This window comes from Aquipseudomonas alcaligenes NBRC 14159 (assembly GCF_000467105.1).
GTDB classification, from domain to species: domain Bacteria; phylum Pseudomonadota; class Gammaproteobacteria; order Pseudomonadales; family Pseudomonadaceae; genus Aquipseudomonas; species Aquipseudomonas alcaligenes.
The window spans coordinates 94,119-115,315 of the sequence record NZ_BATI01000006.1 but is presented as its reverse complement, the minus strand read 5'-3'; the positions used below and the strand labels follow the sequence as shown (position 1 = coordinate 115,315).

Here is a 21,197-nt window from a genome sequence, read left to right as displayed (position 1 = left end):
CCTGTGGTTCAGGCTACTGCTTCATCAGGCAGCGATGGCTTTCTTGCGCGCACGGTAGACGCGCTCTCTATCAGGGCCGGCGAAAGATACCAGCTCGCAAATATGCGAAAAAGTGAAGTTTTCATATAAGTACATAGCCAAAGTCGATAAGCGACCGGCCTTGAGACTGTGCGGGGCCTGGTCTTAACTCAGGTGGAACCCATAACCACAACAAAGGGGACAACCATGAGCGACCATTCCACAGCGCAGGACAAAGACAGCCTTGTCGATGCCTGGGCCATATTCATGCTGGTATTCATCGCGGTCAGCACGGCGGTGTTCTGGGTGAGCCAGCAGTAGCGGACGAGCGAGCGGGGCCGGCAGGTTCCGTCTTGCCGGCCCCGTTGCGCAAATGGCCGACGAGCGCTGGCATATTGCCATTGCCTGCCCGGTATAATGCGCCACTTTCTGCTGAATCCGGGTTCATCCTCTTGGCGTTGCGTGTCCTTTTCCTCTGCTGCCTGAGTCTTGTCTGCGCTACCGCTCAGGCCGCGTCCGTGGTTTTCCTCAATCCCGGCTTCTCCCACGAGCGGTTCTGGCTGGACTACAGCCATTTCATGCAGGACGCCGCCGGCGATCTGGATATGCAGCTCGAGGTGCTCTACGGCGAGCGTGATAACGAGGTCATCCTGCGCAACGCGCGCCAGGTGCTCGCCAGTCCGCACAAACCGGACTATCTGATTTTCGTCAATGAGCAGTACCTGGGGCCGGAAATCCTGCGCATGTTCGCCGACAGCGGCATTCGCCTGTTCGCGGTGCACAGCAGCCTGACCGACGAACAGCAACAGTTGGCCGGCGGTCCCCGGGACAAGTACCCCAACTGGATCGGCAGCCTGGTCACCAACGACGAGGAAGCCGGTTACCTGATGGCCAAGGCGCTGTTGCGCACGGCGGGAGATGACGCCGAGCTGGTGGCCTTCTCCGGAGTGAAGAACACCCCCTCCGCGACACTGCGCGAGGAGGGGCTGCAGCGGGCACTCAGGGAGCATCCGCAGGTTCGCCTGCGCCAGTTGCTTTATGGCGAGTGGCGTCAGCAGCGCGCGTATGAGCAGGCCAAACTGTTGTTGCCCCGTTATCCGCAGGTCAACCTGGTCTGGTCCGCCAACGATGAAATGGCTTTTGGCGTAATGCAGGCGGCCGAGGAGCAGGGGCGGCATTTGCGCTACACGGCGCTGAACAATTCGCAGCGGGTTCTGCAGGCACGGGCGGAGGGCAGAATCGGCGTGCTGGCCACCGGACACTTCATTCTGGGCGGCTGTGCCATGGTGATGTTGCATGACCATGCTGCCGGAATGGACTTCGCCGAGCGCGGTGGCAAGGCGCAGATGGCTCGCCTGTTGCGACTGGTGGATGCGCGCGAGGCGAAGCACCTGATGTCCAGGCTGGAACGGCCTGACAAGGGCCTGGATTTCCGCCGCTTCAGCGCCACGCGCAATCCGGCGCTGCGGCAGTACGCCTGCTCCATCGACGAACTGCTGCGCTAGACGCCTGCCAGATAGAGCACCAGCTGCACCAGGGCGAACAGCACCACCACGAACAGCGCGGTGAACATCAGCCCCAGGGCAATGAAGTGGCTGGGCTTGCCGCGGCTGAAGTCACGCGCGCGGTTCTTCCCGCTCTGCACGCCAAACGCGGCGGCCAGTACGCTTTGCAGCATCTCGCGAAAGCTTAGTGGCTTGTCGTTATCGTCGTTCTGCCTGTCCATTGGGCACCTCCTGGGCTCAGCTTAGCTCAGCGCCGCGAGGTTCAGAGTTCTGGGTCCAGCGCCTGTACGCGCAAGCGTTCCCGCTCGTCGAATCGGCTGGCCTGCAGCTCTGCGATGGCGGCCTGCAACTGGCTGTCGTTGAGCCCGGACTGGCGCAGGCGATTGCGCTCGGCGGCATAGTCGCTCAGGCGCTGCTGCCAGGCAGCCTGCTGGCGATCCAGATCGGCCAGCGCATCGGCCGCGGCACTGCCCAGCGCCTGCTCGCGCAGCTGGCGAATCTCCTCGGCGCTGGCGCCTTGTTCCTGCAGCGTCTGGGTGGCGGCGTACAGCTCGCCATGGCGCATGCTCTCGGCGCGGGCCATGCGCACCTCCTCCGGCAGTTGCAGCTCCAGTTCGGCCAGCGCCTGGGTACGTTGCTCCTCGCTCAGGCCGGCCTGCCGGGTCAGCGCCAGGCGCTGCACCATGTACTCGTCCTCGGCGTTCTCGCGGGCGAAGAACAGGGCATATTCATCGGCACTGAAGAACTGCTGACGCAGCATGTTGAGCGCATCGAGGCGCTGGCGCAGGGCGCCGGGATCCAGGCTGGCGTCGGCTTCGGGCAGGTCCTGCAGGGCAATGCGGTAGTCCACATAGCGGCGCAGCAGGTCGCGTGCCTTGTCCAGCGCGGGCTCGCGGAGCTGGGTGGCGAGGTCGCGATGGATGCGAATCAGTACCTTGTCCAGACCTTCTTCTTCGCGACCGGCCAGGTAAAAGTCGAACAGGTGCAGCAGGTCCGCCTGCAGCAGCAGATTGCCCTGGGCGTCCATGCGCAGTTGTACGCCGTGGTGCGCGCCTGCCAGCGAGGGCGGCAGCGGGCCGGGGTCGGCCAGGCGGGTGGCCGGCGTCTCACGCAGGTTGTGGTTGAGGTTACGGGCCTCGCGGCTGCGGCTGTCATCGGGGACCGCTGCCGCGCTGACGGGAGCTGCCGTGGCGGGCAGGGGCGCGGGGCGGTAGAGCAGCAGGGTGCCGCCCACGACGACGGCGCCGAGGGCCAGGGCAGACAGAATGATGCGGCTGGACATCGAAGTCTCCTCGCGGCGGACATGGCGCCCTCGGCGCCATGTCCGCCGGTATTACAGACCGAGGTTCTTCAGGCGGTTGGCCTGGTTCTGATACAGGGTCTTCGGGTTGGTTTCGAACAGCGACACCAGTCCGAGAACCTGGTTGGTGATGTCCAGGTGGTTCATGAAGTAGTTGTCCTTGAGCACCTTGCCGAAATGGCTGGAGCAGCGGCCGGTGACGCCGTCATTGGCCTCACTGAAGCCGAAGGCCAGGTAGGTGACGCCGAACAGCGGGTCGGAGATGTCCAGCACGTTGGTCAGCGGCGCGGTCCCGCTCATGGAGTACATGCGCACGCTGTTGCCGTTGATGGTGGCGGTTTCCGGGCCCTCGCCGCAGGACGTGCTCGGCACGCCGGTGGGGAAGCGCTGGTTGTTGGCCGCAGCGCCCGTTTTGTTGAACTCGGCCAGCATGGCGCGCACGTCCGAGGCGCTCTTCTTGTTGTTCGACAGCAGGTTGACCAGGTTGCCCACGGCGTTGGCGAACACGTCGAAGGCGACGCCCTGCAGGCTGCCGGGCGGGGCGATGCCGGTCACCAGGTCGGCCAGCGGCGAGCCCTTGTGCGGCGAGTTGAGGGTGGTCACTGACGCCACCAGGTCGGGACGGGTGTTCATCACATAGCGGGCGGTGAGGCCACCCTGGCTATGCCCGATCAGGTTGAATTTCTTCACCGTGCCGCCGGACGCGGCGCGGATCTGCTCCAGCTGCGCGATCAGCGACTCGCCACGCTTGGCCGAGCTGTCGAAGGCGTTGATCTTCGGTACATGGACCTTGGCCCCCTGGCTCTGCAGGGCGCTGGGGATCTGGTACCAGTAATCGATGCTGGCGATGGAGTCGAAGGCGAAGATGCCGGGGACGAGGACGATGGGGTTCTTGGTCTGCGCCTGGGTGTTGGCCAGGGCAGGGAGGGACGCGCACAGACCGAGGGCGGCCAGTGCCGGGACGAGCAGCTTTTTCATGAGGTGTACCTGTGTGTTCGTTTTTTGTTGTTGTAGCTCCGCACACAGCAGCGGAGGTGGCGGCCATCAAACCACCGGCAAGCCGGGCTCGGCTTGTAAGAACTGATGATCCTGCTCCGCGATGGCTGAAACGAAAGGAAACGGATGTCGTCACGATCAGTGCTTGCCATCGGCCCGTAAAAACTATACAAAAAGCTATACACGGATAACTGATGTATAGATTTGGAGCGATAAATGCCTGAGTACCATGCCCCCTTGCGTGACATGCGGTTCGTTTTCGACGAGGTTCTCGATGCCTACGGCGCCCTGCAGGCGTTGCCGACGCAGCGCGAGTTCGGTGCCGATCTGGGTGGCGCCATTCTCGAGGAGGCGGCCAAGCTCGCCGAGAACGTGCTGGCTCCGGTCAATGGCTCCGGCGACAAGCAGGGCTGCCAGTACGACCCGGTGAGCAAGACGGTGAAGACGCCGGACGGCTTCAAGGCCGCCTACAAGCAGTTCGCCGAGGGTGGCTGGACCGCGCTGGCCTGTACCCCGGAGTTCGGCGGCCAGGGCCTGCCGCACGTACTGAACATGATGGTCGAGGAGATGGTCTGCTCGGCCAACCTGTCGCTGGGCATGTACCCGGGGCTGACCCATGGTGCGATCAATGCGCTGACCCAGCACGGCACCCGCGAGCAGCAGGAGCAGTACCTGCCCCAACTGATCAGTGGCGAGTGGACCGGCACCATGTGCCTGACCGAGCCGCAGTGCGGTACCGACCTCGGTCTGATCCGCACCCGCGCCATACCGCAGGCCGACGGCAGCTATGCCATCAGCGGCACCAAGATCTGGATCACCGGCGGCGAGCAGGACCTGGTCGACAACATCATCCATCTGGTACTGGCCAAGCTGCCGGATGCGCCGGACAGCGTGAAGGGTATTTCCCTGTTCCTGGTGCCCAAGTTCCTCGAGGACGGCTCGCGCAACCCGGCGTTCTGCGGCGGCCTGGAGCACAAGATGGGCATCAAGGGCTCGGCCACCTGCGTGATGAACTTCGAGGGTGCCAAAGGCTGGCTGATCGGCGAGCCGAACAAGGGCCTCAAGTGCATGTTCACCATGATGAACTCGGCGCGCCTGATGGTCGGCATGCAGGGCCTGGGGATCGCCGAGAGCGCGTATCAGATCAGCCTGGGCTTTGCCAAGGAGCGCCTGCAGAGCCGTTCGCTGTCGGGCCCGAAGGCCGCCGACAAGCCGGCCGACCCGATTCTGGTACACCCGGACGTGCGCCGCATGCTGCTGCGCCAGAAAGTGATGATCGAGGGCTGCCGTGCGCTGGCCTACTTCACCGGCCTGCACCTGGATGTCGCCCACGATCACGAGGACGCCGAAGTGCGCCAGCAGGCCGACGACCTGGTGCAGCTGCTGACTCCGGTGGTCAAGGCCTTCCTCACCGACGAGGGCTTCGCCTGTGCCAACGAGGGCCTGCAGGTGCTGGGTGGTTCCGGCTTCACCGAGGACTGGGGCATCGAGCAACTGGTGCGGGACTGCCGCATCACCCGCATCTATGAAGGCACCAACGGCATCCAGGCGCTGGACCTGGTCGGGCGCAAGCTGGCGCTGGGCGGCGGTCGTGCCGTGCGTGGCTTCTTCGCCCTGGTCGAAGGCTGGCTCAAGGCCAACCCCGAGGCACCGCACGCTGCCGCCGTCGGCAAGGCGCTCAAGCAGCTGCAGCAGGCGACGCTGTGGATCGCCAGCGAAGGCATGAAGGACCCCGAGCAGGCTGGTGCCGCTTCGGTTCCCTACCTGCGCCTGTTTGCCCTGACCACCCTGGCCTGGCTGTGGTCGCGCATGGCCCAGACCGCCCAGGCGGCCCTGCAGGGCGGTAGCAGCGAAACCGTGTTCTACGGCGCCAAGCTGAAGTCGGCCGACTTCTACATGGCACGGGTGCTGACTGAAACCGACAGCCTGCTGGCCGAGGTACTGGCCGGAAAGACTACCCTGATGGCATTCAGCGAAGAGGAATTTGCTGCCTGATTGAGCACTGTTCGCCTGCGCACTCCGGCAACTTCCCCCCTGTTTCGGTTGCCGGATTTTTTATTCCAAGCGGCCGAGGTTCGCCTCGGCCTGGGAGAGAGTCGAATGCATGCCTGGAAGCGAGGCCTGATCTGTCTGCTGTTGCTCTGCGCTGGCGGGCCCGCCGCGGCCGACTGGCGGACCGATGTGCCCCAGGCGCGCCTGCTGGGCGCGGGTGAGTTCACCTGGTTCGGCTTCTCCGTCTACTCCGCACGGCTGTTCGGTGAACAGACCGAACAGGTCTTTGAACAGCCGTTCGCGCTGGAGCTCACCTACAAGCGCAATATCACCCGTGATGCCCTGGTCGATACCAGTGTCGACGAGATCCGCCGGCAGGGCAGCACAGTGGATGAGCGCACCCTGGCGCGCTGGGCTGAAGAGATGCGCCAGTCCTTCGTCGATGTGCAGTCGGGCCAGCGCATCACCGGCGTTTATCTGCCCGGCAAGGGCTGTCGGTTCTACGTCGATGGCCGCCTGCAGAGGGAGATCGCCGATCCCGCCTTCGCCCGCGCGTTCTTTTCCATCTGGCTGGGGGCGGGCACACGCAGCCCCGAGCTTCGTGAAGCCCTGCTGGGGCTCAATGCATCCGACGCCTGAGGTGTTTCTAACATGAAGAAGATATGGCTGCTGGCCTGCTGCTTTCTGCTGGTCAGCTGCGGCAGCGTGTCCGTGGATGACTATGCCGCGGAGCAGCCGGTGCTCAACCTGGAAAGCTATTTCTCCCGGCCGGTGCAAGCCTGGGGCATGTTCCAGGATCGCTCGGGCAAGGTGATCAAGCGCTTCCATGTGCAGATCGACAGTCGCCGTGAAGGCGACAAGCTGATTCTCGACGAGCGCTTCGTCTATAGCGATGGTGAACGCCAGCGCCGCGTGTGGACGCTGACCCCCGATGGCCCGGGCCGCTGGCGCGGCACGGCAGGGGACGTGATCGGCGAGGCGAGGGGCGAACTGGCCGGCAATGCCTTGCGCTGGCAGTACCGCTTGCTGCTCCCGGTCGATGACACCACCTACGAGGTGGAGTTTGACGACTGGATGTACCTGATGGATGAGGACACGCTGATCAACCGCTCCTTCATGAGCAAGTTCGGCGTGGAGCTGGGCCAGGTGACCCTGTTCTTCCGGCGCGAGTCCTGATGGCCGGCGCGTGGTGGCGCCGGCAGGGGCCGCGACTCAGCGTTCGGCCAGCTGGCGCTTGAGCTCGGCGACTTCCGCCTCCAGCTGGCGCACACGCTCAACGGCTTCCACTTCGGTGGTCACATCGCGCTGGATGCCGATGAAGTAAGTTAGCTGATCTGCCTCGTTGAACACGGGGGTGATCGACAGCTCGTTCCAGAACAGACTGCCGTCCTTGCGGTAGTTGCGCAGGATCTGGCGGCAGGCGCGCCCCTCGTGAATGGCCTGGCGAATGGCATGCAGCCCGGGCTGGTCGCGGTCGCCGGCCTGCAGGAAGCGGCAGTCCTGGTACAGGATCTCCTCGTCGGAATAGCCGCTCAGGCGCTGGAAGGCGGGGTTGGCGTAGATGAGGATGTTGTCATCGCCTTCCTGCTCGGCCACCACGATGCCGTCACTGGATGCTTCTACTACCAGCTGCAGGAGCTTGGCACTGATCATTGCACGGTTCTCTCGTTCGTTTTTTCGGGCCCGCCTAGGTTAGTCTTCACACATGCCACTGCCAAGGCCGGGTACTGTGGCGCCGTCTGGTTTACAATCCCGGTTCGTTTGCACTGCTGCCCGAGCATCATGACCGAGTTACTTGACTCTTCGCCCCGCGGTGACCTGCTACCCATGCGCGAGGTGGTACGCCAGACCGGTGTCAACCCGGTGACGCTGCGTGCCTGGGAACGCCGCCACGGCCTGATTCGCCCGGTGCGCACCGAGGGCGGGCACCGCCTCTATTCGCCACAGGACGTGCAGGCCATCCAGCGCATCATGCTGTGGACCAGCCGCGGTATCGCGGTGGGCCGCATCGGTGAGTTGCTGACCCAGCACGAGACCGACGAAGTGGTGCCGGTAGTGGCCGATGATCACCTGGCGCAGTGGCGTGATCTGTTGCGCGAGGCGCTGGCCAACTTCGACAGTGCCGAGCTGGAGCGCCTGTACGGGCAGCTGTCCACGCTCTATCCGCTCGCCGTGTTGTTCGAGGATGTACTCCTGCCGCTGTGGCGCGCACTGTTGCCGCGCACCGAGTATGGCGCGCGTAGCCAGTGGCTGATGCTCGATGCCTTCCTGCGTTCGCGGGCGCTGCTGCGCCTGCAGATGAACCGTGGCAACGGCCCGGTGGTCATGCTCGCCGATGGCAGCGGCAACTGCGCCGAGCTCGAACTGTTGTGCGCGGGGCTGGTGCTGGCCGGCGGCGCCGCGCGGGTGGAGGTGCTGGCCGTCGGGCAGCCGCTCGACGAGTTGCCGCTGATCTGCGATGCGCGGCAACCGGCGGTGCTGGTGCTGTTCGGCCATGCGCCGCTACCGACCGAGGTGGTGCGTCGCCTGCAGATGAAGGTCAGCTGTCCGCTGGCCGTGGCGGGGCAGGGCGGCGGCCTGGTCAAGATCGCCTCGGTGGCCTACCTGGGCGACAGTCCCGCCCTGATGCAGCGCCGCCTCCAGGCCCTGCTGGACGGGCATCTGGATACCTGAACCTGATGGCAGCGCTTTGCCGAGCGCGGCTCATCGTCGCAATAAAACGCGTTGCCGGTCTTTCATGCGTCCTTCGCCTGTGGTACCCATCGGGCCACAACAATGACAAGGGCGAAGAACGTCCATGCAACCGAGCGATGCCCCGGTCCTGCTTTATCTGTGGGACAAGCGCACCTTCTACCTCAGTGCCTTCGCGGAGCCCCTGCAGCTGTCGCAGGCAGCGGCCATGCTGCTGGTCGGCCTGGATGACGAGCTGCTGATCCATAGCCAGGGTGCGGCGCTGCGCTGCCGCAGCGTGCTGCTGCCGCCCGGCTTGGAGCTGCTGGTGGACAGCCGCGGTTCACGTGTCGCGCTCTGCTACCTGGACGTATTTGGCGAGGACTTCGCCCTGCTGGCGCCGCGCATGGCCGTACGCGAGGCCGGATTGCTCCACGGGCTGGACGAGCAGGCCCTGTGGATCAGCCGTTTCGATGCGCTGCACCGCAGCAGCGCCGAGCCCGAGGCGATCTGGGACTGGCTGGAGCGCCTGATCAACCCGCATGGCCGGCCGCCGCCCGGTTTCGTCTGCGATGCGCGCATCGTGCGCGCCGTGGAGCTGATCAAGGCCGACGTGTCGTGCAACCAGTCCATCGAGTTCCTCGCCGACCAGGTCGGTCTCTCGGTACCGCGCCTGACCCAGCTGTTCCGCCAGAAGATCGGCATCCCCATCCGCCGCTACCGGCAGTGGCACCGCCTGTTCGTCACCTGTGTCGGCGTGGCGCGCGGGATGAACCTCACCGATGCCGCGGTGAACGCCGGCTTTACCGATTCGGCGCATTTCAGCCACACCTTCCGCAGCATCGTCGGCATGAGCCCCTCGGCGGCCTTGGCCCAGCCGCGCGGCATTCGCCTGTTCGCCGGCTGAGGAATAGGGCAAGCTGCGCGGACATCGAATCCGCCGAACCGCCATGCACGACAGCGATTTTCCCGACGACGCCGCGCAAACCGAACGCACCCGCGCCACCATCATGCGCTACCACCTGAGCGGGAAGCACCGCGACCTGGAGGCGGTGCTGGCGCTCTACCACCCGGATATCGAGTACCACGACTTCTTCCAGCAACGCTGCATGCGCCTGGGCGAACTGCGCCGCTACGTCGAGGACAACCTGCCGCGGCGCCCTGGCGAGCTGCTGGAGCACGTCGACCGCATCCGCATTGACGGCCACACCGCCTTCATCCAGTACCGCACCTGCATCCATGGCAGCGGCGGGCTGGTGTCGTTCCGCACCGGCGAGGCGATCACCGTGCGTGACGGCCTGATCTGGCGCATCCACGAATACGCCACGCTGGTGCGCGAAGCGCGGCCCGGCGAGGGCGAATCCGCGGCACGGCCGGCGATCAGCCGCCTGGGCCTGTCGGCCCGCCAGCTCGGGCAACTGGCCGAGGACCTGCAGGAGTACTTCCAGCGCCAGCGGCCATTCCTCGACCCGGACCTGGACCTGCAACAGGTGGCCGCGGCCACCGGCTACAGCCGCAACCAGATTTCCCACCTGCTCAACCAGGTGCTGGGGCAGAGCTTCTACCGCTACGTCAACCAGGCCCGCCTGCAGCACCTGCTGGACGGGCTGCAGGCCACCAGCGACGCGGGGCGGATCGACGAACTGGCCTTCGCCGCCGGTTTCAACTCGCTGTCGGCGTTCTACAAGTGCTTCCGCGAGCGCCTGGGCATGACGCCCAAGGCCTACCTCAAACAAATTTCCGCGCGGGCCCGCACGCAAGACAGCGCCTGATCATCCTCACTAGTCTCCGCTCAGCACACGATGACGGAGACACCGATGAACCCCTGGCGCAACATCAGCCTGTGGATGGACCAGCTCGACGAGCCCCTGGCGCCGCGGCCGCGCCTGCAGGCCGAGCGGCACGCCGACGTGGCCATCATCGGCGCCGGCTATACCGGGCTGTGGACCGCCTATTACCTCAAGCGCCAGGCGCCGCAGCTGCGCATCGTCGTACTCGAGGCCGAGACTGCCGGTTTTGGCGCCTCCGGGCGCAACGGCGGCTGGCTGATGGGCAATATCCTCGGCGAGGACCGCCTGCTCGCTGGGCTGCCGGCCGAGGCACGGCGCGCGAGCTTCGACCTGCTGCATGGCATTCCTGACGAGGTGGCTCGCGTCACCGAGCGCGAAGGCATCGCCTGTGACCTGCGCAAGGGCGGCGTGTTGTACTGCGCGGCGCGCTACCCCGAACAGCTGAGTGGCCTGCAGGCGTATTGGCAGCACCTGCGCGGCCTCGGCCTGGGCGAGAACGACTACCGCTGGCTCGAACCGGCCGAGCTGGCCGAGCAGCTGCGCGTGGCCAACCCCTATGGCGCGCTCTTCAGCCCGCACTGCGCCACGATCCAGCCGGCCCGCCTGGTGCGCGGCCTGGCGCGCTGCGTCGAGGCCATGGGTGTCGAACTCTACGAGCAGAGCCGGGTGATCGACTGGCAGCCGGGGCGGGTTCGCACCGAGGGCGGCAGCGTCAGCGCCGACTGGGTGGTGCCGGCCGTCGAGGGCTATGCCGCCGAGTTGCCGCCGCTGGGCCGCCATCAGTTGCCGGTGCAGAGCCTGATCGTCGCCACCGAGCCGCTGCCGGCCGAGGTCTGGGCCAAGATCGGCCTGGAACGCGGCCAGGCCTTCAGCGAGGCCAGCCGCCAGGTCACCTACGGCCAGCGCAGCGCCGACGACCGCCTGGTGTTCGGCGCACGCGGCGGCTATCGCTTTGGCGGGCGCCTACGCACCGACTTCAACCTTACCGAGGACGAGCGCGAACTGCGCCGCTACCTGTTTGGCGAGCTGTTCCCGCAGCTGCGCGACGTGCGCCTGACCCACGCCTGGGGCGGCAACCTGGGCATGGCGCGGCGCTTCCAGCCGCACATGCTGCGCGACACGCGCAACCGCATCGCCCTGTCCGGCGGTTACGGCGGCGAGGGTGTCGGCGCCAGCAACCTGGGCGGGCGCACCCTGGCGGCGCTGATCCTCGGCCAGGACAACGAACTGACCCAACAGCCCTGGGTGTACCGCGATTCGCGCCTGGAGCGCCTGCCGGGCTGGGAGCCGGAGCCGTGCCGCTGGCTCGGCTACAACGCCATCATCCAGAGCTTCGTGCACGAGGACCGGGTGCTGGCCGATCCGCACAGCGCGCCCTGGCGCCGCCGCCTGGCCCAGGGCGTGGCCGGCTTTATGGAAGGTTTCATGAAATGACTGCGGAGAATCCGATGAGCATCGACCACTTCAAGAACACCGCCGAGCTGGCCCTGGACGAGGTCAACCCGGTGGCCGTGCCACTGGGCGAACCGCATGCGCTGACCCGCACCCACAGCGTCGAGCGCGCCGATGGCGTCGAGGCCGGCGTGTGGGAGTGCAGCCCCGGGCGCTGGCGCCGGCAGATCGTGCAGCAGGAGTTCTGTCACTTCATTGCCGGGCGCTGCACCTTCACCCCGGACGGCGGCGAGCCGATCGAGATCCGCGCTGGCGATGCGCTGATGATGCCGGCCAACACCACCGGCATCTGGGACATACAAGAAACCGTCAGGAAGACCTTCGTACTGATCTATTGAGCCAAGACTCCTTCGTATCTGCCTACAAGAACAATCAACGAGGTAAAGCATGCTGAAGAAACTCCTCCCGCTGATGCTGATCGCGTCGGCCAGCCAGGCCGCCGAGAGCGTGCGTGTCTACAACTGGACCGACTACATCGCCCCGGACACCCTGAAGAACTACGAGAAGGCCAGCGGCCAGCGCGTGCAATACGACGTCTATGACAGCAACGAGACGCTCGACGCCAAGCTGATGGCCGGCCGTTCCGGCTACGACGTGGTATTCCCCTCCAACCACTTCATGGCCCGGCAGATCCAGGGCGGCGCCTTGAAGAAGCTCGACCGCAGCCAGCTGCCCGGCTGGAGCAACCTCAACCCGGTGCTGATGAAGGCGCTGGAGACCAACGACCCGGGCAACCAGTACGGCTTCCCCTACCTGTGGGGCACCACCGGCATCGGCTACAACGTCGACAAGGTCAAGGCGGTGCTTGGCGAAGGCGTGGCGGTGGACTCCTGGGACCTGATCTTCAAGCCGGAGAACATGGCCAAGCTGGCCCAGTGCGGCGTGGCCATCCTCGACAACGGTCCGGAGATGCTGCCGATCGCCCTGCACCAGCTGGGCCTGCCGCACCACAGCCAGAACCTCGACGACTACAAGCAGGCCGAGGCGCTGCTGCTGGAGATGCGCAAGAACGTGCGCTACTTCCACTCGTCCAAGTACGTCGGCGAGCTGGCCAACGGCGATATCTGCCTGGCCGTCGGCTTCTCCGGCGACATCATGCAGGCCGCCAGCCGCGCCGCCGAGGCGGGCAACGGGGTGAAGATCGAGTACGTGATTCCCAAGGAAGGCGCGCCGATGTGGTTCGACATGGTGACCATGCCGGTCGACGCGCCGAACGAGGCGGCCGGCTATGCCTTCATGAACCATCTGCTGCAGCCCGAAGTGATGGCCGGCATCAGCAACCACGTGCATTACGCCAACGGCAACGCGAAGGCCGACGCCCTGGTCGATCCGGCGCTGAAGGCCGACAACAAGGTCTATCCGCCGCAGGAGGTGATGACCAAGCTGTACGCGCTGGAGGCCATGCCGCTGAAAGTCGACCGGGTGCGCACGCGCATCTGGAGCAAGGTCAAGAGCGGTACCTGAGTTCAGCCCCTGCGTTGATGAAGCCCCGGCCGGTCCGGGGCTTTTTCATTGCAGACGCGCGGCTATCTCGGCGAAGTCCGGGCGCTCGTGCGTGGCTGCTTGCTGGCAGTCGGCGGCCAGCTGCAGCAGGCCTGTCGGCGGCGCGTCGCAGCGTTGCAGCAGTTCTTCCAGGAGGATGCCGAAGGCGCGGCTCTCCAGGCGCTGCAGCGCCGCGCCCTGGGGGCCGCCGGGGGTGAAGAAGGACGCCGCGCCGAAGTCGCTGAGGCGGCAGTCGTGGCCGTCGACCAGCAGGTTGTGGGCGTACAGGTCGCCGTGCAGGATGCCGCGGCCATGCAGGTGCGCCAGCGCGGCGGCCACGCCGCCGGCCAGGGCTTGTACCTGCTCGGCGCTGAAGCGCTGCTCGGGCGCGTAGCAGTCGCGGGTGCAGCTGGCCAGCGAGGGCGGCCCGGCCAGCACACGGAAGCGCGGCTCCAGCAGCTCCAGCAACAGGCCGTCCGGCTCGCCGGGCTGCGCCTGTAGCGGGCCGATCACCGGCAGCAGCTGCGGGTGGCGACCGGCGGACAGGCAGGCAGCCATCTCGCTATGCGGCAGGCCGTCGCTGGTTATCTGCCCCTTGAACAGCTTCACCGCTACCTCGTGCTCGCCCCAGCGCGCGCGGTGGATCAGGCCGCTGGCGCCCTGGCCGAGCAGCTCGCCCAGTACCAGCTGCTCGCGCGCAATCGGCGCCTGCGGGTGGCCGGCCAGCGCGGCGGCTTCGGCACGGTCGCTGCCCGGGTTGCCGGCGAAGGCCAGCCAGGCCAGGCGCGGCAACTGCAGCAGCCAGTCGGGCAGGGTCTCCAGGCGGTTGGCGGCGATGCGCAGCAGCTCCAGCTGGTGCAGGGCGGCCAGGCTTGGCGGCAGCTGGCTGAGGCGGTTGCCGGCCAGCATCAGCTTCTGCAGGCGCGGGCGTTCGCCCAGGGCGTCCGGCAGTGCTTCGATCTGGTTATCGGTGAGGATCAGCCAGCGCAGCTTCTCTGGCAGCGCGGCGGCTGGCACCTCGCGCAGGCGGTTGGACTTGAAGCCGACCATTTCCAGCTGGGCGCAGTCGCCGAGCACTTCCGGCAGGTTCTCGAAGGGGTTGTCCGAGCAGAACAGCACTTTTAGCTTGTGCAGCCGCGACAGGTTGTGGGGCAGGGCGCGCAGACGGTTGCCGCTGAGGTTGAGTACCTCCAGGCTGTCGGCCAGGTCGAAGATCTCCTCGGGAAACTCGCTGAGGTCGGCGGCCAGGTCCAGACGACGGATGCCGGCCAGCTCGCCGCGGCGCAGTTGTTCCAGGCTGTGCATGTCAGTGTGGTTCCAGCAGTTGCAGGTGCAGGCGGCGCGGCAGGTGATCGGCGCCGAGGTCCGGCCCCAGACCTTGCTCGACCACGCGCCAGGGGCCATGGACCAGTACCTGGTCGATGGCGATGCCCAGCCAGCCCAGGCCCAGCGCCGGCCAGGTGGCCTGCAGATCATTGGCGCGGTACCAGCCCAGTGCATGCAGCTCGCGGGTGGCCTGCGACCAGGGGCTGGCGTTAAGGTCGCCGGCCAGCAGGCCGGGCAGCCCACGCGCGGCGTTGCGCTGCAGGGCGACCTGCAGGCCGAGGTTGCGCTTGTGGTGCCAGTAGGGCGACAGCGGCGGCATCGGGTGCACCAGGCTCAGGCTGATGGCCTGGCTGGCATGGCGCAGGGTCGCCTCGATGCGCGGAATGTCGTCGCTGTCGCGCAGCACCCGGCCACCCTCCAGCGGCAGGCGTGACAGCAGGGCCAAGCCGAACGGCGAAGCCTCCGGGGCGAGCACGCGGTGTGGGTAGTCCTGCCAGCCGGCCAGTTGCCGGGCCAGGCTCGGAGTGACTTCCTGCAGCAGCACCAGGTCGGCGGGCTGGGCGTCGAGCCAGGCACGCAGGGCGGCGGCATCGTCGCTCTGCTGCAGATTGGCACTGACCAGGCGCAGTTCCAGGCGCACCTCGCCGGTTTGCGCAGGCAGCATCGGCGCCACGCTGAACCAGGGCAGCGCGAGCAGCGGCGCCAGCAGCAGCCAGCGCGGCCGGCGCCGTGCCAGCAGCACCAGGCAGCCCAGCAGCAGGGCCAGGTGCAGCCATTGCCAGTGGCTGGCCAGGTCCAGCAGCCAGGCCAGGTGTTGCGAGTGGTCCGCCAGCAGCGTCACCAGCCAGGGCGAGAGCAGCCCGACGGCGGCGGCGAGCGCGAGCAGGCGCAGCATCAGCGCTGCAGCCGGCTGGTGTTGACGATGTCCACGGCGCGCGCGCGCAGCTGGCCGCAGCCGCCCTCGACATCCTGGCCGGCGCTGTTGCGCACCTTGGTCAGCACGCCGCGGCTGTGCAGGTAGCGCACGATCTGCACGATGCGCTCGCCGTCCGGGCGCTGGTAGTCGTCGCCTTCCAGGCTGTTGAAGGGGATCAGGTTGAGCACCGCGTACTTGCCCTTGAACAGGCGAAGTATCTCGTCCAGCTCGTCCTGGCCGTCGTTGATACCCTTGAGCAGGGTCCACTGGTACTGGATTGGGTAGCCGACTTCACGGGCGTAGGTCTCGCCCAGCTCCATCAGCTCGGCCGGGGCGATCTTCGGCGCCTTGGGCAGCAGGTGCTCGCGCAGTTCGGCCTTGGTGGTATGCAGCGACAGCGCCAGGGCTGGCTTGACCCGTTGCTGTGGCAGGCGCTCGAACACCCGCGGGTCACCCACGGTGGAGAACACCAGGTTCTTGTGGCCGATGCCGCCGTCGGTGCCCAGCACGTCGATGGCTTCCAGCACGTTGTCGAGGTTGTGCGCCGGCTCGCCCATGCCCATGAACACCACTTTCTTCACCGGCCGTTGGCGCCGCGCCAGCACCACCTGGGCGACGATCTCGGCGCTCGAAACCTGGCGCAGCAGGCCGCTCTTGCCGGTCATGCAGAAGCGGCAGCCGACCGCGCAGCCAACCTGGGTGGAGACGCAGACGCCGTCGCGCGGCAGCAGCACGCTCTCGACCATCTGGCCGTCGGCCAGGTCCACCAGCAGGCGCGCCGAGCCATCGCCAGCGGGGTGGCTGGAGCGCACCCGGGCCAGACCTTCGAGTTCTTCGGCCAGTTGCGGCAGGCCATGGCGCACGGACAGTGGCAGGAAGTGCTCGGTGTGCTGGCGGCGGGTGCCGGCATCCAGCGGCTTGCCCTGCAGCCAGGCGCGCACCACCCGGCCGCGGTGGGCGGGCAGGGCGCCGAGGTCGGCGAGGCGCTGGTGAATGTCGGAGATACGCATGGGGCGCGCATGCTACCACCGGCCGTCAGCGAGGCGTAGGGCTGGCCGTCAGGCCTCGAAGTGCAGGGCCAGCCAGATGGCGTCCAGCGAGCATTCGGCGACCCGGTGCCGGCAGTGCGCGGGAATCAGCAGAGCGTCGCCGGCCAGCAGCGGCCGCTCGCCATCGTCGAATTCGAGCCGCGCGCTGCCGCGCAGCAGGGCCACCCATTCGGGCTGTGGCTGGTCATACCAGAAACCCTCCGGGCTGGCCTGGCCGTGCGAGACGATCTGCTCCAGCAACAGGCCGTCACGCTGCAGCAGCGGCACGAACTGTTCCGCCGCCGCCCTGTCGGGCACGGCCTGCAGCAGGTTGATCGTCTCCGGTGGCACGGCTTACTGCGGCTGCACGCTGACGGCCACGGCGGTGGTGACGCGCAGCACCACCTGGCGGCCGAGATATTCGGTCTTCATGTCCACGTCCGGGCGGACCTTGATGACCCGTTCGCTGCCGTTGGGCAGCAGCAGAGTGGCGGTGCGCAGGGTGGTGTCCATGCCCTTGACCAGCGCGGTGATCTCCACGGTGTCGGCGGCCAGCAGGCCCGGCTTGTCTCCCTGCGGCGCGGTGGCCAGCACACCGGCGGCGCCATCGTTGGCCACCTCGCCTGGCTGGCGCAGGTAGACGATGCGTTCCTGGGAGGCTACGGCCTTGACCCGGTCGCCCACTTTCAACTGGTCGAAGTTGTGCATCTGTGCGGGGGCGACCAGCGTGCGCTGGTTGCCCAGGTCGTCGCGCAGGGTAAAGGTGCGTTTGGCGCTGTCGATGGCGCTGACAGTGGCCAGCAGCGTCTCGGTTTCCAGCACCGCGCCGCCCGGTACGCCCTCGACATAAGCGGCGGTGCGGTCATAGTCGCTGGCCAGTTCGTCGTCATGGCTCTGGCAGCCGACCAGCAGGCTGGCGGCCAGGGACAGGGTGAAAGCGCGGGTCAGGTTCATGCGGTAGCTCCTTGCTTCAGGGATTCAGTGGCTGCGTTTCGCGAATCTCGTAGACCGCGTCATCGGCGCGCATCGGGCGCAAATGGATCAGGTAGCTGGGTCCGAGGCTGCCGAGGGTCATCTCGCTGAGATTGAAGCGCACATCGAGCTTCATGTACTTGATCTCGCCCGGTGCCAGGCTGAAATTCTGCTTGATGTCGCGCGGTTCCCACTTGGCCTGGCGGGTCAGGCCGGTGATGCGGATGGCGTGGCGCCCCGCTGGCAGCTCGATGCGGCGGTAGCTGTTGAAGGGCAGGGTGCCGACGCTTTGCTCGTCGACCAGTACATCCGGGTAGGACAGGCGCAGCGGCTGGCGTCCGGGGTTGTCGGCTTGCGGGCGGTACAGATAGAGCACCGCCTGATCCGCGCTGCTGGGCGGTATGGCCTCGAAATAGCCGGGGCCGGCACAGCCGGCAAGCAGGAACAGGGCGGCGAACAGGGCGGGCAGGCGGCGCATGGGCGGTCCTTCTGGGCGGCGGGGTTGCCAGCAGCGTAGCAGCCCTCCGACAGCCCCGCCCAGCCGTCTCAGCGGGCCGCGAGAAACTGGCCGAAGCCGCTCTGCCGTCCCAGCTCCGGCGTGATCTGCTCGTCATCCACCGCCAGCTTGCCGTTGATCAGCACATGGCTGACGCAGCCGGGGTTGCGGCAGACCATGCGCGGGATGCCGAAGCCCTGCATTTCGTCCCAGTGTTCCTGTTCCAGGTTCTGGTGCAGGCCGGCAGGGTCGAGCACCACCAGGTCGGCGCGGTCTCCGACGCGGATATAGCCAGCCTCGATGCCCAGCCAGTCGGCCTGCTCGCCGGTCAGGCGATGCACGGCCTGCTCCAGGCTCATCACCGGGCGGCCCTCGTCGTGGCTGTCCTGCACCAGCTTGAGGAAGCGCAGCGGCAGGTTGTAGAAGGCCATGTTGCGGATATGCGCGCCGGCATCGGAGAAGGTGATCAGGGTGTTCGGGCTACGCACCATCTCGCGCAGCTTGTCCTGGCGGTGGTTGCCGATCACGGTGAACCAGCGCAGCTGGCGGCCGTACTGCACCACCATGTCGAGGAACAGGTCGACCACGTGCAGGCCGCGCTCGCGGGCCACCTCGGCGAAGTTGCGGCCGACCAGCGAGGCGTCCGGGCAGCCGAGGATCACCGCGTCGCCGAAGTCGCGTTGCCACACCCGTGGCGACAGCTTGTCGGCGTAGAAGCGGCGGAAGGTACGGCGGTACTGCTCGTCCTGCAGCAGCTGGTTGCGCTCGAGCTGGTCCTTGACGTCGAGGGCCATTTCGCCGGCGCCGAATTCCTCGAACAGCACGATGTCCATGCCGTCGGCGTAGATGGCAAAGGGCGTGGGCAGCAACTGCCAGCGGAAGTCGCCGCCCAGGCGGTTGGTCAGCCAGGCGGAGAAGCGCGCCAGCAAGGCCAGACTGCGGTTGCCCTTGAGGTCGAGCAGGGAGATCAGGGTGGTCTTCAGCGGCTTGCGCAGCAGGCCGATGGCTTCGCCGATGTACTGGGTGATCTGCAGCGGATTGGCCGCGTTCGGCGCGCCTTGGTGTACGCGCCCGCGCCGACGCAGCAGGCGGTTGAGGCGGCGCACCTCGCGCCAGCGCGCGTAGGTGCTGGGCAGGCTCTTCGACCATTCGCGGTCGCCGTCGATCTTGTCCCACTTCAGGCACATGGTGGACAGGCCGAGGAAACCGCAGTCCAGCGCCTCCTCCAGCAGCGCTTCCATGCGCTGCAGCTCGTCTTCGCTCGGCCTTACCTGGCGGTCGGTGGCGCGGTGCAGGCCCATTACCGCCACGCGCAGGTCGCTGTGGCCGAGGAAGCTGATCAGGTTGGGGCCCAGCGGATGGCGGTCGATGAATGCGCGCCATTGCGCGGGGCTGCTCCAGCTCTTGTGCTGACGCAGGATCGGCAACACCTTCTCGCGCGGCACCGTTTCCACCCGGGTGAAGATGTCGGAAGCATCCTCGGCCGCGCTGCACACCATGCTCAGCGAGCAGCTGCCGACCAGTACCGTGGTCACGCCATGGCGCACCGACTCGCTGAGGCTGGGCGCGACGATCAGCTCGGCGTCGTAGTGGGTGTGGGTGTCGAGAAAGCCCGGGGTGATCCACTTGCCCTGCACCTCGATCACTTGCCCGGCCAGGGCCGGGTCGAGCGGCTCGGCGCTGACCAGGGCAATGCGCCCGTCCTTGATGGCCAGGCTGCGGATGGCGGAGGGCGTGCAACTGCCGTCGAAATAGCGGCCGCCCTGCAGGATCAGGTCGTACTGAGCCATGAATCACCTCGGATTGTTCTTGTTGTGTGTCGAGAGTAGGCGGCGAGGCGACGCCTGACTTGTCATGACACGACAGTCGCGGCATTGTCGACGGGAAACGGCGGAGGCTGAACATGACCATTCGCTACGAAGTGCGCAGCGCGGCGCTCACCGGCCTGCCGGCCGAGGTGGCGAGCCTGGGCGGTGATCTGGATGCGCTGCTCGCCGACGTCGGCCTCAGCCGCGCCGAGCTGGACGATGGCGACTGCCTGATTGGCATCGAGCAGCTGACCCGCCTGCTGCACGAGGCCGCCGTGCGCCTGCACTGCCCGGACCTGGGCCTGCGCGTGGCGCGCCACCAGGGCGTGGAAATGCTCGGCCTGCTCGGCCGCCTGCTGGCGGGCGAGCCGGATCTGCAGGCAGCCTTTCTCGCCGCCCAGCGTTACCTGGCCCTGCACAACAAGGCCGAGCACTGGCGCCTGCTGCCGTTGGACGGGCGCGTGCAGGTAAGGCGTATCGAGCACTTCTTTGCCGTGGAGGGTGCCCAGCAATACCGCGAGATGGCCATTGCCGCCTGCGCGCGGCTGGTGCGTGCCATGGGCGGCGCCGACCTGCGCCCGCTGCGCGTGGAGTTCAGCCACAGTCCGGTGGCGCCGCCGGCGCGCTACCGCCAGCACCTGGGCTGCGAGGTGCGCTTCGATCAGGAGTTCGATGGCCTGGTGTATGACGCGGCGATCCTGCGGCGCCCGGTGTGCGCCCTCGGCGGCGAGGACGCCGGCTACCTGCGCGAGCGACTGGACGGGCTGCAGGACAGCCTGGAGCTGCAGGTGCGCAGCCTGATCATGCAGACGCTGGGCATGCGCCAGCATTCGCTGGGGCACATCGCCGAGCTGCTCGGGCTGCATCCGCGCACGCTGCAGCGTCGGCTGGCGGCCGAGGGGCTCAGTTTCAAGCCGCTGGTGCATCGGGTAAAGATGGACCTGGCCGGCTGGCACGTGCAGGCTTCCAGCATGCCGCTGACCCTGCTCGCTGACGTGCTTGGTTACGCCGACCAGGCGGCCTTCAGCAAGGCTTTCCGCGAAGCTTACGGCATGCCGCCTTTGGCCTGGCGGCGGCTTCATCGGTCCGCGGCGACCGGGTGACGGGCAACGTGCTATCGTGCGCGCTTTTTGCGGAGGCCCCGATGAAGTTCATTCACCAGCGCGAACACCTGGAAGAGGGCGATACGGTCGTCATCCACTGCTCGCAGCCGTGCAATATCCGCCTGATGAGCGATGCCAACTTCCGCAGCTTCAAGAACGGCGGTCGGCATACCTACCACGGCGGCGCCTTCGACAAGTTCCCGGCGCGGATCAAGGTGCCCAGCGACGGTTTCTGGAACATCACCCTGGATACCGTGACCCGCCGTGCCGCCAGCCTGACGCGCAAGCCGCAGATGGAGTACACGATCAAGTTCGTACGCAGCAAGCGCGTCGGTATCTGATC

General features: G+C 66.9%; 23 protein-coding genes. 12 read left to right on the top strand and 11 right to left on the bottom strand.

Features of this window, described 5'->3' with window-relative positions; all coding sequences use genetic code 11:
• Positions 1-476: 476 nt before the first annotated feature.
• On the top strand, positions 477-1,523 hold the full coding sequence (locus PA6_RS03785; RefSeq protein WP_043216240.1) for an ABC transporter substrate-binding protein: 1,047 nt from the start codon (positions 477-479) through the stop codon (positions 1,521-1,523).
• On the opposite strand, the gene PA6_RS03780 is transcribed toward PA6_RS03785, so the two are convergent.
• From PA6_RS03780 to PA6_RS03770, 3 genes are read right to left on the bottom strand one after another with little or no spacing between them, the layout of a single operon-like run.
• The gene (locus PA6_RS03780) at positions 1,520-1,744 is read right to left on the bottom strand and encodes a DUF2970 domain-containing protein (protein ID WP_021699555.1); all 225 of its coding nucleotides are present in this window, start codon (positions 1,742-1,744) and stop codon (positions 1,520-1,522) included. The two genes, PA6_RS03785 and PA6_RS03780, sit on opposite strands and share 4 nt — an antisense overlap.
• A gap of 41 nt (positions 1,745-1,785) precedes the next feature.
• On the bottom strand, positions 1,786-2,805 hold the full coding sequence (locus PA6_RS03775) for a lipase secretion chaperone (RefSeq protein ID WP_021699554.1): 1,020 nt from the start codon (positions 2,803-2,805) through the stop codon (positions 1,786-1,788).
• A gap of 51 nt (positions 2,806-2,856) precedes the next feature.
• Entirely contained in the window at positions 2,857-3,801 is a 945-nt protein-coding gene (locus PA6_RS03770) for a lipase family alpha/beta hydrolase (protein ID WP_021699553.1), read from the bottom strand.
• 234 nt (positions 3,802-4,035) lie between these two features.
• Here PA6_RS03770 and PA6_RS03765 point away from each other — a divergent pair, with 234 nt between their 5' ends.
• From PA6_RS03765 to PA6_RS03755, 3 genes are all read left to right on the top strand, one after another.
• Positions 4,036-5,814 carry an acyl-CoA dehydrogenase C-terminal domain-containing protein gene (locus PA6_RS03765; protein ID WP_021699552.1) on the top strand — a complete coding sequence of 593 codons (1,779 nt, stop codon included), beginning with the start codon at positions 4,036-4,038 and terminating at the stop codon, positions 5,812-5,814.
• Positions 5,815-5,919: 105 nt separating this feature from the next.
• Positions 5,920-6,450, top strand: a complete 531-nt coding sequence (locus PA6_RS03760) for a chalcone isomerase family protein (RefSeq protein WP_021699551.1) — start codon at positions 5,920-5,922, stop codon at positions 6,448-6,450.
• A 12-nt stretch (positions 6,451-6,462) separates the two neighbouring features.
• Positions 6,463-6,987 (top strand): DUF3833 domain-containing protein, encoded by a 525-nt coding sequence (locus tag PA6_RS03755; protein WP_021699550.1) that lies wholly within the window; start codon positions 6,463-6,465, stop codon positions 6,985-6,987.
• 36 nt (positions 6,988-7,023) lie between these two features.
• Here PA6_RS03755 and PA6_RS03750 read toward each other — a convergent pair whose 3' ends face one another.
• Positions 7,024-7,464, bottom strand: a complete 441-nt coding sequence (locus PA6_RS03750; RefSeq protein WP_021699549.1) for a PAS sensor domain-containing protein — start codon at positions 7,462-7,464, stop codon at positions 7,024-7,026.
• Between the two features lie 129 nt (positions 7,465-7,593).
• Here PA6_RS03750 and PA6_RS03745 point away from each other — a divergent pair, with 129 nt between their 5' ends.
• From PA6_RS03745 to PA6_RS03720, 6 genes are all read left to right on the top strand, one after another.
• On the top strand, positions 7,594-8,484 hold the full coding sequence (locus PA6_RS03745; RefSeq protein ID WP_043216238.1) for a MerR family transcriptional regulator: 891 nt from the start codon (positions 7,594-7,596) through the stop codon (positions 8,482-8,484).
• Between the two features lie 124 nt (positions 8,485-8,608).
• The gene (locus tag PA6_RS03740; RefSeq protein ID WP_021699547.1) at positions 8,609-9,388 is read left to right on the top strand and encodes a helix-turn-helix domain-containing protein; all 780 of its coding nucleotides are present in this window, start codon (positions 8,609-8,611) and stop codon (positions 9,386-9,388) included.
• A 43-nt stretch (positions 9,389-9,431) separates the two neighbouring features.
• Positions 9,432-10,253, top strand: a complete 822-nt coding sequence (locus tag PA6_RS03735) for an AraC family transcriptional regulator (protein ID WP_021699546.1) — start codon at positions 9,432-9,434, stop codon at positions 10,251-10,253.
• Positions 10,254-10,298: 45 nt separating this feature from the next.
• Positions 10,299-11,705 (top strand): NAD(P)/FAD-dependent oxidoreductase, encoded by a 1,407-nt coding sequence (locus tag PA6_RS03730; RefSeq protein WP_021699545.1) that lies wholly within the window; start codon positions 10,299-10,301, stop codon positions 11,703-11,705.
• 14 nt (positions 11,706-11,719) lie between these two features.
• Positions 11,720-12,061, top strand: coding sequence for a cupin domain-containing protein (locus tag PA6_RS03725; RefSeq protein WP_043216237.1), 342 nt, complete (start codon positions 11,720-11,722; stop codon positions 12,059-12,061).
• A gap of 49 nt (positions 12,062-12,110) precedes the next feature.
• The gene (locus PA6_RS03720) at positions 12,111-13,187 is read left to right on the top strand and encodes a polyamine ABC transporter substrate-binding protein (protein ID WP_021699543.1); all 1,077 of its coding nucleotides are present in this window, start codon (positions 12,111-12,113) and stop codon (positions 13,185-13,187) included.
• Positions 13,188-13,232: 45 nt separating this feature from the next.
• Here PA6_RS03720 and PA6_RS03715 read toward each other — a convergent pair whose 3' ends face one another.
• The 7 genes from PA6_RS03715 to PA6_RS03685 form a co-directional block, all read right to left on the bottom strand.
• Entirely contained in the window at positions 13,233-14,510 is a 1,278-nt protein-coding gene (locus tag PA6_RS03715; protein ID WP_021699542.1) for a leucine-rich repeat-containing protein kinase family protein, read from the bottom strand.
• Position 14,511: 1 nt separating this feature from the next.
• Complete coding sequence (locus PA6_RS22405) at positions 14,512-15,426, bottom strand: endonuclease/exonuclease/phosphatase family protein (protein ID WP_021699541.1); 915 nt, start codon at positions 15,424-15,426, stop codon at positions 14,512-14,514.
• Positions 15,426-16,457, bottom strand: a complete 1,032-nt coding sequence (locus tag PA6_RS03705; protein ID WP_021699540.1) for an RNA methyltransferase — start codon at positions 16,455-16,457, stop codon at positions 15,426-15,428. The genes PA6_RS22405 and PA6_RS03705 overlap by 1 nt, the downstream gene beginning before the upstream one ends.
• Positions 16,458-16,505: 48 nt before the next feature.
• On the bottom strand, positions 16,506-16,826 hold the full coding sequence (locus PA6_RS03700; protein WP_021699539.1) for a cupin domain-containing protein: 321 nt from the start codon (positions 16,824-16,826) through the stop codon (positions 16,506-16,508).
• A gap of 3 nt (positions 16,827-16,829) precedes the next feature.
• Positions 16,830-17,429, bottom strand: a complete 600-nt coding sequence (locus tag PA6_RS03695) for a hypothetical protein (RefSeq protein WP_021699538.1) — start codon at positions 17,427-17,429, stop codon at positions 16,830-16,832.
• 16 nt (positions 17,430-17,445) lie between these two features.
• Complete coding sequence (locus PA6_RS03690; RefSeq protein WP_021699537.1) at positions 17,446-17,925, bottom strand: DUF2846 domain-containing protein; 480 nt, start codon at positions 17,923-17,925, stop codon at positions 17,446-17,448.
• Between the two features lie 68 nt (positions 17,926-17,993).
• Complete coding sequence (locus PA6_RS03685) at positions 17,994-19,733, bottom strand: N-acyl-D-amino-acid deacylase family protein (RefSeq protein WP_021699536.1); 1,740 nt, start codon at positions 19,731-19,733, stop codon at positions 17,994-17,996.
• 113 nt (positions 19,734-19,846) lie between these two features.
• On the opposite strand from PA6_RS03685, the gene PA6_RS03680 reads away from it, so the two are divergent.
• Positions 19,847-20,854 carry an AraC family transcriptional regulator gene (locus PA6_RS03680; RefSeq protein ID WP_021699535.1) on the top strand — a complete coding sequence of 336 codons (1,008 nt, stop codon included), beginning with the start codon at positions 19,847-19,849 and terminating at the stop codon, positions 20,852-20,854.
• Between the two features lie 41 nt (positions 20,855-20,895).
• Positions 20,896-21,195, top strand: coding sequence for a DUF1883 domain-containing protein (locus tag PA6_RS03675; RefSeq protein WP_021699534.1), 300 nt, complete (start codon positions 20,896-20,898; stop codon positions 21,193-21,195).
• Positions 21,196-21,197 lie beyond the last annotated feature (2 nt).